Source organism: Candidatus Krumholzibacteriota bacterium, assembly GCA_016932415.1.
In the GTDB taxonomy this organism is placed as follows: Bacteria; Krumholzibacteriota; Krumholzibacteriia; order Krumholzibacteriales; family Krumholzibacteriaceae; genus Krumholzibacterium.
Map to the genome: position 1 here is coordinate 49,973 of JAFGCX010000008.1, position 12,692 is coordinate 62,664.

At 48.4% G+C, this 12,692-nt stretch carries 12 protein-coding genes; 1 reads left to right on the top strand and 11 read right to left on the bottom strand.

The window, feature by feature from the left end; all coding sequences use genetic code 11:
- Positions 1 to 16: 16 nt before the first annotated feature.
- From JW814_02185 to JW814_02235, 11 genes are all read right to left on the bottom strand, one after another.
- Positions 17 to 1,306, bottom strand: coding sequence for a UDP-N-acetylglucosamine 1-carboxyvinyltransferase (locus JW814_02185; protein MBN2070238.1), 1,290 nt, complete (start codon positions 1,304 to 1,306; stop codon positions 17 to 19).
- 116 nt (positions 1,307 to 1,422) lie between these two features.
- Complete coding sequence (locus JW814_02190) at positions 1,423 to 2,334, bottom strand: glycosyltransferase (protein MBN2070239.1); 912 nt, start codon at positions 2,332 to 2,334, stop codon at positions 1,423 to 1,425.
- On the bottom strand, positions 2,321 to 2,887 hold the full coding sequence (locus JW814_02195) for a GNAT family N-acetyltransferase (GenBank protein ID MBN2070240.1): 567 nt from the start codon (positions 2,885 to 2,887) through the stop codon (positions 2,321 to 2,323). The genes JW814_02190 and JW814_02195 overlap by 14 nt, the downstream gene beginning before the upstream one ends.
- Before the next feature lie 30 nt (positions 2,888 to 2,917).
- On the bottom strand, positions 2,918 to 3,607 hold the full coding sequence (locus tag JW814_02200) for a WbqC family protein (protein ID MBN2070241.1): 690 nt from the start codon (positions 3,605 to 3,607) through the stop codon (positions 2,918 to 2,920).
- Positions 3,604 to 4,272 (bottom strand): PIG-L family deacetylase, encoded by a 669-nt coding sequence (locus JW814_02205; protein ID MBN2070242.1) that lies wholly within the window; start codon positions 4,270 to 4,272, stop codon positions 3,604 to 3,606. Before JW814_02205 ends, JW814_02200 begins: the two co-directional genes overlap by 4 nt.
- On the bottom strand, positions 4,269 to 4,901 hold the full coding sequence (locus tag JW814_02210; GenBank protein MBN2070243.1) for an acetyltransferase: 633 nt from the start codon (positions 4,899 to 4,901) through the stop codon (positions 4,269 to 4,271). The genes JW814_02205 and JW814_02210 overlap by 4 nt, the downstream gene beginning before the upstream one ends.
- Before the next feature lie 43 nt (positions 4,902 to 4,944).
- Positions 4,945 to 6,105 (bottom strand): LegC family aminotransferase, encoded by a 1,161-nt coding sequence (locus JW814_02215; protein MBN2070244.1) that lies wholly within the window; start codon positions 6,103 to 6,105, stop codon positions 4,945 to 4,947.
- 17 nt (positions 6,106 to 6,122) lie between these two features.
- The gene (locus tag JW814_02220; GenBank protein ID MBN2070245.1) at positions 6,123 to 7,109 is read right to left on the bottom strand and encodes an NAD-dependent epimerase/dehydratase family protein; all 987 of its coding nucleotides are present in this window, start codon (positions 7,107 to 7,109) and stop codon (positions 6,123 to 6,125) included.
- 1 nt (position 7,110) lies between these two features.
- Positions 7,111 to 8,628 (bottom strand): nucleotide sugar dehydrogenase, encoded by a 1,518-nt coding sequence (locus JW814_02225; protein ID MBN2070246.1) that lies wholly within the window; start codon positions 8,626 to 8,628, stop codon positions 7,111 to 7,113.
- A 6-nt stretch (positions 8,629 to 8,634) separates the two neighbouring features.
- Positions 8,635 to 9,330, bottom strand: coding sequence for an NTP transferase domain-containing protein (locus JW814_02230; GenBank protein ID MBN2070247.1), 696 nt, complete (start codon positions 9,328 to 9,330; stop codon positions 8,635 to 8,637).
- Positions 9,331 to 9,608: 278 nt separating this feature from the next.
- Positions 9,609 to 10,604, bottom strand: a complete 996-nt coding sequence (locus JW814_02235) for a flippase-like domain-containing protein (protein ID MBN2070248.1) — start codon at positions 10,602 to 10,604, stop codon at positions 9,609 to 9,611.
- A 261-nt stretch (positions 10,605 to 10,865) separates the two neighbouring features.
- Here JW814_02235 and JW814_02240 point away from each other — a divergent pair, with 261 nt between their 5' ends.
- Complete coding sequence (locus JW814_02240) at positions 10,866 to 12,596, top strand: hypothetical protein (GenBank protein ID MBN2070249.1); 1,731 nt, start codon at positions 10,866 to 10,868, stop codon at positions 12,594 to 12,596.
- Positions 12,597 to 12,692 lie beyond the last annotated feature (96 nt).

The following is a 12,692-nucleotide window of genomic DNA, read 5'->3' on the forward strand; positions in this document are numbered from 1 at the left end:
ACCCCGGCATTCTTTTTTATGATATTGAATACCTGATATTCATAGAGTCGAATTTATCGGCGAGATTGTTATACCCCCGGCGTATCGTGCTATAACCGTTGATTGTCGTTTTTCCTTCAGCGATAAGCGCTGTTATCATCAGTGCCGCTCCTCCCCTGAGATCAGGCGCAGAAACTTCAGTCCCTTTGAACCTTATAGGGCCTCTCATTTTCACTTCGCCCTTCTTCAGATCGAAGGTTCCGCCAAGTTTTTCCATCTCACTGACATAGACAAATCTTTCCGGGTACCTGTAATCGATTATTCTGCTGTTGCCCTCTGCCTGGGTGGCCAGGACGGTGAAGAACGGCTGCATATCCGATATTACTCCCGGGTGGACTCCGCAGGCGACTTCGAACGGATTGATATAGTGTTCGTGAAAGTCATGGTGATTGATATAGAGGGCGTCGCCGCTGGTATAAGAGTTTATGCCGATATCGCGGAAATGGATCATCGGTACTTCCATAAAAGAGAAAGGGACGTCCTGGATTATAAGCTCTCCACGGGTCACGGCCGCCGCCACGATCCAGGATACCGCCTCGATCCTGTCCGGTATCACCCTGTATGAAGTCCCGTTAAGGAGTTCGACTCCGTCGATCTCTATGAACGTATTCCCCTTCACCTTTATCTTCGCGCCCATCGATCGTAGCATCTGGATCAGGTCGAAGACTTCGGGGGAGATATAGGCATTGAAGACTCTTGTCCTGCCGCTCGCGAGGACGCCGCAGAGAAGAGCGTTTTCCGTTCCTCCGATCGTGGGGAAGGGAAATGAGATATCCGATCCCTTGAGATGGTCCGACTCTATCTCTATGAACGATTCCCTTTCCCTTACCACACATCCCATTGATTTCCAGAGCATGATATGCAGATCAAATTTTCTTTCGCCTATGGCGCAGCCGGAAGGATAGGGGATGCGAGCGATCCTGTTATGGCGAAGCTGCCCGGCGGCGAGAAGATACGTCGTTCGTATCGAAGTCGAATAGTCGTCGAGTTCGTTGCCTATCCGGGACGCCTCGATACGGACTTCCTCGGGACCGAGCTCGATCGTAACGCCGAGTTTTTCCATGATGGAGAGTTTGTTTTTTACATCTTCCAGGGAAGAGGGGAAATTACTGATTCTAACCTGCCTGTCAGTCAGCATGGCGGCGGCGATAAGCCTTGTCGCTGAATTCTTGGCCCCGCTTATCCTAACTGTTCCGGAGATCTTTTGGGCTCCGGAGATAGTCAGTATATCCGAACTTCCATTTCCGCTATTGTTCCCAGCTTCCATCTTTCCTCCGATAAGAGACCTATTCCTGTTCTGTTACCATAATTCAGCGATCGTCAACGATATTAGGATGCCTTACGGGTCGAGTCAATCTCAAAGGCTACCGAAAGATGCCTTTATTACTCTTCCGGGCCTCCATCACTCGAACTTGCCACCTCGAATTTCCCAAGCAGGTTGGTCCTCGAAAGCGAGATAAATCTGTAAATCAGGTAGATTGCGCCGCCGATCAGGATCGGCGCGGGATAGTAAAGACCTTTTACCAGCACAGCAGCTCCGGCGAGAAAAAGGACTGACACGAGGATCAGAAACCTCGGTACGGGGATTATCGAGAGGACTCCGCTGACAGCCAGTCCGGCAAGCCTGAGAAATCCATAACTGCTGACTCGCCCCTCCTTGAACCTGATGTCGAACGGTATCCTTTCCGCCTGGTATTTCTTAAGAAGCCTGTCGGATATCCGCATGAAATACGGCCAACGCCTGTTTCTGATCAATTCGTCCCTGACGTTTCCAGCGACCAGCCGGAAATATACGTTCTGTTTCTCAAGGTCGACTCCTGTCAGAAGGGAAGTGACTGTTGTGAAGAACCGTGATCCCGCTTCCCTGTACCTTACATCCGCCACCCTTTTCTTCCGGACTGCCTGGACTATCCGGCTCCCGGCGATGAAGCGTTCAATCATCAACGGGATAAGATCTACAGGATGCTCGCCATCGACATCCATCATGATCATCGCGTCGGCATTCGATTTTGAGAGTCCGAAAGCGACAGCGGCTCCCTGGCCGTAGCCTTTTTTCATCGCGTAGTACCGTATCGATCGATCGCCGGAGGATATCCTGGAAAGGAGCCCGACTGTGCCATCGGTGCTGCTGTCCTCTATGAATATTATTCCGATATTGACTCTTTCAGGGAGACGCAGGCCTCTGACAGATTTTATAAATTCAGGGATCTCGGCCTCTTCATTGAATACGGCGACAATGATATCGATATTTATGATCTTTTCCGCCCCTGTCTCCCTCGGGTCATTCTTCCCCATAGTACTCTTTTCTCAGGAGCGAAACGCTGGCAAAATCCATGAATTTTCCTTTCACGAAGGCGTAATCCCTTATTATCCCCTCGTACTTGAGCCCCATCTTTTTCGCGTTCGCTTCTGAAGCCAGGTTGCCCGGGATTATCATCCCCTCGATCCTGTTCAACTCCATCACTTCAAATCCGTATCTTAAAACTTTTTCCATCGCTTCGAACATAAGGCCCTGTCTCCAGTAGTAGCAAGAGAGGACATTGGCGATTTCAGCCTTCCTGTTTGCCGGATCGTATTTTACAAATCCCGCTGTCCCGATCACCAGCCGGTCTTTCTTGTGATAAAGGCCCCATTGGCTTGCCTGGTTATTCTCATATTTCTCGATCACTGTTTCCAGGAAGGCTCTTGTGTCCTCTACCGATCTGTGAGGCTGCCAGGTAAGAAATTCGCTTACCTGCGGTTGGGAAGTGAATATAAAAAGGTCTTCAGCGTCACTGACTTTCAACTTGCGAAGAAGCAGCCTTTCAGTCTCCATTTCAGGGAGGTCTCTGAAAATATTCGAAGGCATTATCGGACTCTCCTTGTTCGAATCAATTTATCACCTTTCGTGAAATATTTTTTTTGAGCGGTCTACACCATGGAAGAAAAAGAGGTCTAGACAACCAAGTCCCGCAATAAAGGGGGATGACGGGAACTGCTCGTAAACGGGATGGTTAAAATCCTGCCAGGTGATATCGATCCCGTTCCTTTTGAATTCGGAAGTATCATGGTCCGTGAAGTAGTCGAGGGCGCCTTTTCCGGAGAGGTAGATCGTGGCTCCGCTTTTCCTGAGGAGATCGAGGACGATCTCCGCCTTGCTTCCTTTTCCATCGAGGGCCGAGGAAAATAATATCTCCGTCTCTATCTCAAGGATCTTGAAGGAGAAATCCATCGTCGCGAAGATAAGGTCAACGGGCCTGTCGTAGCCAGCGCTGTAGAGAGTTTCGACCAAGGGGAATATTTCCCTGAAAAAAGGGGTTTTAAGGTAGTAATTCCTGAACCTGGCGAGATGGTCTTTTGCCCAGTCGTCGTTTTTAAAAGCGAGCTCGTTTATCCTCGTCCCCATCCTGTAATCGACGGGAAGGGTGATAAACTTCTCTTTTCCGTTGCAGTAGAAGATGTTTCTATACTGGTAAGCCGATTTGTTTGCTTCGACGTTATCAAGGACGATAAACCTGTCAGACCTGGATATTTTATCCAGTAGACCGAGCCATGGCCAGTAGCTCGGTTGATGGATGCTTACGATCATATGATTTCCTCGAGGATGACGAACGCTTCGGCGTATTCTCTGCCGATCCTCGACCCCCTGGACGCGGCCTGCGCCCTGATTGCCTCGGGGCTTCTGGGAAACGGGGCATCCATGACCTCGGAAGAGTAGATCTTCATGATCTCGATCTTCTTTTCGATTTGATCGGAGATATCGACAAAGAGGTTGGGGGAAAATACATTTCCCGGCAGAGGCGGAGCAAATTCCGTTTCGGAAAGAGTCTCGTACATCAGGATCTTTTTGATAAAGGGAGCCCTGAAATTTTTCATGCAGCTAATCGACGCCTGGAAGACTATCTGATGATCGGTATGGATATCAGACCTGTTCGGGATGTAAACGACAGACGGTTCAATGTCAGCCATGACTTTCGAGATAGAGGCAGTTATATCGCTCAGAGGCAACGTGTCGAGACGCACGGTGGGATAATCGAGTTTTGTCACGCTTTTAAAGCCATAGCTTTTTGAGACTTTTTCGATCTCATCCTGCCGCGCCGAGATGACTGATTTCTCCCATCCGTATCTTTCATCCATATTTGTCACGATCAGCCAGTGTGTCGCGTCTCCATCCGATCGATTTCTCAGGATAGTCCCGCCGCAACCGAGAGTCTCGTCGTCGGGGTGGGCAGCGATAAAGAGGATATCTTTCATTTTATTTTCCTCGCAGGTCTGCTGAGCCATTTACTGAAATCTTCACAGTCGTTTGCTATCATTGAATTCATCCCTATCATGCACGCCCGCCCGATCTTCAGATACTGAAGAACAGTCGAGCCCGCGCCTATCAGCGTGTCGTCTCCTATCCTCACTCCGCCGTTTACCGTAACGCCTGGCGCGATATGGACGAAATCGCCAATTTGACAATCATGGTCGACGGAAGCTCTCGTATTGATTATCGAGAACCTCCCTATCGAGGTGCATGTGTTTATGACAGCGCCATCCATCACTACCGTACCCCCACCGATATCGACTTGCTCGTTGATCACCGCGTCGGGAGAGATGATCGGCGGGAAGGAATATCCGAGATCGATGAGGAGAGATACGAGTTCGCGGCGTTTTTCGCTGCCACCGATCTGTCCAAGCCCTATCGCCGCTTCCGTTGCTCGCGATGAGCCTATCAGCCCACCGAGAGAACTGTCATCGCCGAGGTACGGAATGCCGAGCAGATCGCCTCTGCCTTCCGGGTCGACATATCCGGCGATATTGAATCCGCCTGATTTTTTAAGGATCGAGATCACGACTTTCGCGTGGCCTCCTCCTCCAACGATGACGATATCTTTCATTTTCCTTCCGTCACTTCCCGATTTAAGTACCTGTAGTGGCCCGTCATGATCCGAGCAGGTCCACTATTCTCCTTATATCATCATGGGAAAGGTTTGTCGAACATGGAATATTCAATGTTTTATCTAGCAGCTCCGGCGCTTTTTCGATCCTGTAATTCTGACATGAGATGAAAGGTTTCTGCAGATGGTTCGGAAACCATACAGGCCTCGTCTGGACACGGTTTGTCGACAGGTATGCCATGAGGGATTCACGGTCCCTGCCATATATGCCGGCGTCGATCTGAAGGGAGTAGAACCAGTAATTTGAACTCGCGTAAGACGGAGTAGGGGCGAGAGTGAGCCCTTCAATTCCGGAGATCAGTTCCCTGTATTTTTCATACCCGGCCCTTTTTATTTCGATATATCTGTCGAGATTCTCAAGCTGCGCCACTCCCATCGCGGCCTGTATGTTTGACATCCTGAAATTGTACCCGACTTCATTATGTACATACCGGACAGCGTCGTCCTTCGCCTGTGTAGTCAGGTATCTCGCCCTGTCGGCGTATTTGCTGTCATTGGTCACGAGCATTCCGCCCGCCCCTGTCGTGATGATCTTGTTCCCGTTGAAAGAATAGACGCCCATGGCGCCGATCGTGCCGGTATGCCTCCCGTCGAAGGGACCTTCGATATATCTGCTGCCGAGGCTTTCGCTGGCATCTTCAAGGAGTTCGATATTCATCCTGTCGCATATATCCACAAGCGCGGTGAGGTCTACCGCGTTGCCGAAAATATGGACAGGAATGATCGCCTTGATCCTTCTGCCGGTCTTCTTATTCCACGTGTGTCCTTTTTTGAACTCCGTCTCGTTTTTCAGGAAACCGATCGTTTTTTCAACATCGATATTATAATAATCGTCACAGTCCATGAATACAGGTTCGGCGCCGAGATAGACGATGACGTTTACCGGGGCGATAAAAGTTATCGTAGGGACGATCACCTCGTCGCCCGGCACGACATCGAGTATCCTGAGCGCGACCTGCAGGGCGGAAGTGCCGTTTACGCAAGCGGTCGAGAATTTTGCCCCGGTGTACTCCCTGATATTCTTCTCAAAGAGGTCCACATAGCTGCCGACGGAGGAGACCCATTCAGTGTCGAGGCATTCCTTGACATATTTCCACTCGTTACCCTGAATGGAGGGAACGGATAAAGGGATAAAATCGCTCATAGCTCACCTCGGTCAAATCATTCAAATCTACTGTCAAGCCTGTCTCTGTACCACTCATATGTTCTGGCGATCCCTTCACGCAGCGGGACAAGGGGCGTATATCCCGTCAAACGCGATACTTTCGAAATATCGGGGCATCTGCGCGCAGGTGATCCGGTCGTTGCCGGCAGAGGTCTTATCTCGATCTTCCTCTCCATTACTTCGCCAACGGTCCTTACCAGGTCGTCTATCCTGATCTCCTCGTCCGAGTTGCCGATATGGTATGTTTCCCCCGCTGAATCCGGAGACTCGCAGGCTCTTATGGTATATTCGATGGCATCGTCGATATAGCAGAAAGCCCTGGTGTGGTCGGGCGACGGGACATCGACAGCATCATTATCCCGGACCTTGATGAACATCTCGGGTATGACGTGCGCGAATCCCATCCTGGGGCCGTATACGTTGTGATACCTTACTATCGTAGAGGCTACGCCGTATTTCCCGCTCCATGCCGAAGCGATAGCCTCACCATACATCTTGCTGAGAGCGTAGGTCGTGCGCTCTGAACCGATATCGTCGATAGTGAGGATCACGTCTTCCGCTGTCGGAATATCGATCCCGAAATGTCTCAGTGTTCCCGAGTATATTTCGCTCGTCGACGAGAAGAGGAGTTTCTTCAGGCTGGTCAGCTGCCTGGCATAGTTGAAGAGATTCAGGGTCGAGACGGCATTAACTTCCAGCACCCTGTCAGGGTTTTTCATTACGTTTTTCACGCCGATCACCGCCGCGAGGTGATAGATATAATCGAACTCTCCACCGAGACTGCCGAGAAACCCGGGATCGGTCAGGTCCCCCTGGACGAAATCGGTGTTTTTCCTTTCAAGGAGTCCTTCAAAATCCGAATCGAACTGGCCTCTCAGGAGATTGTCAATGACGGTTATTTCATTCTCTGGATCACGCGAAAGTCTTTCCGCGAGAAAATACCCGATAAAACCTGCTCCTCCTGTAATCATTATCCTGTTCATCTTATCTACCGCCATCCTTCCAGTGACCTTTTCCTATTCCGATCATCTTTATTCCAGATTCCGCCAGGGCAGCGGCTGTCTCGTCATCTATGATATTATTTGCGTCGATTATTATCTTCACTCCAGGAAGCAGGGAAAGGATCTCGCCGCACTGCAGGTCAATATATTGAGAATGTTTTACTGTAAAGATCGCGATATCATGCTCGATCGAGCGGAGTTTTTCGATATCGGTATCGATCTCGATATCCTTTTCCTCCCAGTAAGTAACTATCGGATCGTGCAGGGTGATCGTAGCGCCCGCCTCAATACACAGGTCGTAGAAGTAGTGGGAGGGAGTATATCTCGTGTCAGCGACGTCATTCAGATATGATATCCCAAGCAGGGTGATCCTGCGTCCTTCCAGACCGCCAGCTTCCCTGCTGAGAAGCCTGAAAGCGTGCTGCGGCATGAGATCGTTGACGGCTACAGCTCCGAGCGACATATCGAGATGACCTGGGCCGTCGAAAAGCTCTTTATATGACCAGTCCGCGAGGAGCGAGTCTTTTGTCAGGCAATACCCTCCGACGCCGAACCCTGGATACATAAGGTTCCTGTGAGTCGGCCGTATCCTGATCGCTTCTATTACTTCGAAGAGGTTGACTCCGGCGGATTCGGCGTATTCGGTCCATTCCTGCAGGAAAGCTATATTCATCGCCCTGTACGAGTTTTCCAGCACCTTCGACATCTCCGAAGCGTTTGTGGAATGCATTTCGCTCAGCGGGAAGTCCTCAGTGTTGATGAACGATTCAAGAAAAATCCGCGCCCGCCTGGCTGATTCCGGATTGATACCGGAGAAAACCCTGTAGAAATCGGTGATCGATTTCAGGTAATTAAGTCCAGGCATGACTCTCTCGTACGAATGGGCGAGGTATAGCTTTGAGATGTCGAGGCCTCTTTTTTTGAATATACCGTCGAAGATCGGCAAAAGGACTTTCCCGGTCGTTCCCGGCGGGACGGTCGATTCGACGATGACGAGAGTCTCTTCCCTGATATTCTCCGCGATGACAGATACCGCTTTTTTATATCCTTCGTACGTAAACTCATAATTGTACGGATCGCCGAGGTTTTTTTTCTTTATGTCGAGGTTTATGTCGATTATCACTATGTCGGCTTTTGAATAGGCGTATTCCGAGAAGGTGGCCATGATATTATTATTTTCCCGGCCGAGGCTGAAAGCGGCGTCGATATTCTTGTCGGATGAGACTATCGGCGGCTTCCCCAGATTGGCGCGGGCGATCTTCCAGTAATTATTCTCGTCGACGAGATCTACTCCTATAACGTCGTAAAGGATATCACCATCAGAGTCCCTGGCCGAAGCAAGGGCAGCCATCATCGCCGATCCTACGAACCCAAGCCCCTGGACGATGACGCTCTGTCTTTCCCCTGATAAAAAATCGTCGATCTTCGACCTTTCTTCGGCCTCATCGACGTCGTAGACAAATTCATCTTTAAATGGGGATCTCGAGACAAGTCGATTCACGTAAAGCTACTCCTTGAAATGCTCTGAATATATGTCCTGGGCTTTTTCGTAATCATCGATCATTCCAATATCAAGCCAGTACTCATGGATCTCGTATTTGGCGACAGGCATATTGCTCGAGAGCATCTTTATGATCAGGGTATCCATACCCATCGGCTCGTTATGCGGAATCAGATCGAGTATCTCCGGTCTCATTATATATATCCCGGCAAGCACCTGGGTCCTGATATCGGGTTTTTCCTCTATGCCTGTAACGAAGTCGCCATCGTAGAAGATGTTACCGAACTGAAAAGGTGTGATGATCTCCTTGATCCCGACGGTAAGGATAGTCTCTCTTGTGATCGCGAATTCGTAGAATCTTGAGAAATCAAGTTGGGTGAGGATATCCCCGTTCATAACGACGAAAGGTTCATCGAGCTCATCGCGAAGAAGAGAGAGGGGGCCTGCCGTTCCCAGGCGTTTTTCCTCTTTGCTGACTTTCAGAGTTATCCCGTACTGCTTTCCGCTTCCGAAAAAGTTCTCGATATAGTCCGATTTGTAGTTCGTCGCCAGGTATATCTCGTTAAACCCGTATTTGGCAAGCTGTTCGATCTGTATCTCAAGGACTGCTTTTTCTCCTATAGGCAGTAGCGGTTTGGGTATTATCTGCGTAAAAGGCTTGATCCTCGTACCGAGGCCTCCGGCAAGTACTACAGCTTTCATTTCCATCCTTCACATAAGGCCGATAAAGAGAATAACAGACTTAAAAGTATATCATAGTGCGATATTATTCGCAATATTCGTCGATACCCTGATTCTGAGACGCTTCTTCAGAGATGGAACAGATCCGGAAACAACCTGAAGAGCTATTTTCCCCTATCCGGCCGGGGTGATCAGGTATCTGCTATATATATCAACAATTTTGACCGTTTAGCAATGCATCTTTCATACCAAATGGTGATGACGATGAATAAGCCGGGGAAAGACTTCGGCAGAGAGGCTCAGGATAAAGCCTTATCCTTGTTTTTTGAACTTATATCGAGAGAAGTGATGCTTGCTCCTTCCCACGTCAGGGAGATCGTTCCGACAATGATATTTATGAGAAATACCGGGATCTGTATAAGTAGAGATATCGCCAGGGCATCTGACTTGGCGACGCCGTAGAGCCCCAGGGCAAGGATGCAGGCCATCTGGTATGGCCCGAAATACCCCGGTGAGGAGGGGATCATTATCGAAAGGCTTATAAAGACCATGCATACGATCGAAGCATCGATCAGATTGATTGGAAAGTCGTACGAAGAGATGATCACGTAGCATGTCAATATATAGATGGCCCAGACAGAGACAGAAAGAAACATGATGGAGAAGAAATATCTCCAGCTGTTAAAAACTGTGAGCCCCTTGTGGAAATTCGAGACTTTCCCAGCGATCGATTCTCTTATCCTGGCCGGAATAAAGGTGGCACGGTCGAGAAAAGGGATCTTAATAGTCTTTTTCCTCGATATGAAAAAGAAGAAGAGCAGAAACAGAAGGGAGAGGGAGATCAGAATGATGCCTCCTCTTTTGACCCAGGCTGGAGCTTCGACTACGAGGAACGCGTAAAGGAGAAATATCAGCATGGCGAGGATATCGAAGAACCTCTCCAGGATTACGGTTGTCAGTATGGTTATCTTGCTTGTCCCTGTCTTTTGCGCGAAAAGGACCGGCCTGATCACTTCGCCGGCTCTGGCGGGGAGGACGCTGTTGGCAAGGAACCCGATATTTGAATAGTTAAAGCAGTGTTTGAAGCTTGCCGGGAGAATATCCCTGAGCAGCAGTTTCCACCTGTAAGTCCTTATGAACACGACAGCCATCGTTATCACTACGATAAGCGATATTCTGACCAGCGATATCCTCTTCAGTGCGTTGAGAAAATCGTTCCAGTCGACGCCTCTTACCGACCACCAGACCAGTACGGCGCTTATAATGAACCCCAGGATGATCCTGAACTTTTTCATAAATCTCCCTTGCTACCCAGTCTTTTATTCCAAGATCTGCAGGGAGTATAGTTGCATTCAAGTCTCAAGTCAATCGGTGGTTAAGAGGGTGCCTGTATATTTTTTTCCTGTAGCGGAGAGGTCAGGAGCAGCAGTTTGATCGGACGAAAGAGAGAGTCGTTTTTTGAATTTAAAGTTTTCTGTGGAGTTTTAAAGCGGTTAATGCTATAATCACTCCGCCTAAAGGGATAATGTTAAAAGTAATAACTTTGAGGAACCGTCGTGAAATTGCGGAAAGAGCAATGGATCGTCCTCGTTGCTGCCGGTCTGGTAATCCTCTCTGGAATCAGGTGGGGGCTCCCCGATCGGAAGCGGATGGAGTTACTTACTCCAACAGAAGGATTTAGCAGGGACCAGATTGATCTGATGAATTCTCTTAGAGGGGAATTCAGCATTAAAAGAGTTATTGCCGATTCGATTGCCATCAGAGCATTGACAGAGGAAGGAATACTTAAAACAGATTTTAAAAAGAATGTTCTTATTTCAAATCATATTTTATCAGAAAAAAACAAGGCTTTTGCGCTGAGGGGATATATTCTTGGAAGCGGCGCGATCGACGAAATGAGCGTTCCCCAGAGCCTTGGAAGAATGAACCCTTCGAAACTTGATTTTGATCCGAAATCATATATCTATGGTGGCGCGTTTCTTTATCCGATCGGTGCAGCGGTCTTCGCTTTCAGGACTCTGGGGCTGTTCACAAGTACGACGGATTTCTCCTATTATCTAAAAAACCCGGGAGATATCGCACTTCTCTATCTGCCTGGAAGGTTGATGAACTTATTTGCTTTTTTGGGAACACTGGCGATTCTGGCAGTATTCGGAACCAAGCTGGCCGGGCGTCTGGCGGGAACAACAGCGATGCTTGCCTATTTATTCTCGACTCTTCCCATGGGATATACTGCCATAAGCAAGCCCCACGTATATTCCGCATTCTGGGCTCTTCTGGCGGTATATCTACTATATTTATATACAATCCGGAGGAGGAAAAAGATTCTGGTTTTCAGTGCGATCTCGGCGGGTATCGCTTTCAGCAGTTCATTTCCTGTCGGAATCATATCTATTATCTATCCTGTAATCCTGTTTGAAAGAAACAGGCTGAAAAAGGTGCTTGTGGAGACTTTATTTTCCTGGATAACTATCCTGCTGGTATTTACCATTTTCAATCCATACGCGTTGATAAATTATGATAAATTGTGGTTCACGATAGTATATCACGGCAGTAGAGAAGGACCCGGGTACGCAGTTTTTTCAATCAAGAAAATGACGGGGTTCATGACTCAGTTGTTTGTACAGGGGCTTTCATTTCCACTGTCGATTGCTGGACTCGCAGCAATGTTCTGGTACGCTTTTAAATCGCAGGGATTTGCCAGACGGCTGGCATGGATCTTCATTCTATTTCTTTTTTGTATTGGCTCGACATTGTGCAGGACACGGATATCGATGTTTCTCTGCCCGGTGATCTGTCTCTTTTCCGGTTTGAGCGTGGAACTGCTGAGCAATAGAATTCCAGTATTTGCGAGGCGTATTGTTTATATCGTGATATTTCTCCCCAGCCTGGTTTTTCTGGGGTTTCATGTCAGGGATTTCGTCTTTGATGATCACTGGATCGAACAGACAGAGAACTGGATACGATCTGATGAATTCAATTCGGATACTACTATCGGAGTATTCTCTATTCCTGCTCCCGTCGATACACCTCCCTTTCCTTTCATAAACTGCACGTTGATTAATATGAATAATTACAATGGCGGATCAGCAGATCCAAAGTATGTAATCGTCGGAAATTATTCGCAAAGAGCAATTAAAGACTGGAACAGTCATCCAATCAGGTACAAATATGATCTTGCATATAATCTCGGGTACAGAAAATCTTATGAATGGATGCGCAATTTCCGCATGAGGACAAATTCACAGGTTTCCGGATTCGTGTACAGGTTGAATAGCGATTTGTAACATGTTTTGATTTTCTGTCCCTGTTCCACGGCCAGTATTCGATATAAACATTTTCCTTTTCTTCACTTGCAATTATCATCGATGGGTATCAGAATG

What these genes read in the sequence shown, in the direction of transcription:
- JW814_02185 (MBN2070238.1), bottom strand. Translation starts at nt 1,306, where the DNA reads ATGGAAGCTGGGAACAATAGCGGAAATGGAAGTTCGGATATACTGACT.
- JW814_02190 (MBN2070239.1), bottom strand. Translation starts at nt 2,334, where the DNA reads ATGGGGAAGAATGACCCGAGGGAGACAGGGGCGGAAAAGATCATAAAT.
- JW814_02195 (MBN2070240.1), bottom strand. Translation starts at nt 2,887, where the DNA reads ATGCCTTCGAATATTTTCAGAGACCTCCCTGAAATGGAGACTGAAAGG.
- JW814_02200 (MBN2070241.1), bottom strand. Translation starts at nt 3,607, where the DNA reads ATGATCGTAAGCATCCATCAACCGAGCTACTGGCCATGGCTCGGTCTA.
- JW814_02205 (MBN2070242.1), bottom strand. Translation starts at nt 4,272, where the DNA reads ATGAAAGATATCCTCTTTATCGCTGCCCACCCCGACGACGAGACTCTC.
- JW814_02210 (MBN2070243.1), bottom strand. Translation starts at nt 4,901, where the DNA reads ATGAAAGATATCGTCATCGTTGGAGGAGGAGGCCACGCGAAAGTCGTG.
- JW814_02215 (MBN2070244.1), bottom strand. Translation starts at nt 6,105, where the DNA reads ATGAGCGATTTTATCCCTTTATCCGTTCCCTCCATTCAGGGTAACGAG.
- JW814_02220 (MBN2070245.1), bottom strand. Translation starts at nt 7,109, where the DNA reads ATGAACAGGATAATGATTACAGGAGGAGCAGGTTTTATCGGGTATTTT.
- JW814_02230 (MBN2070247.1), bottom strand. Translation starts at nt 9,330, where the DNA reads ATGAAAGCTGTAGTACTTGCCGGAGGCCTCGGTACGAGGATCAAGCCT.
- JW814_02235 (MBN2070248.1), bottom strand. Translation starts at nt 10,604, where the DNA reads ATGAAAAAGTTCAGGATCATCCTGGGGTTCATTATAAGCGCCGTACTG.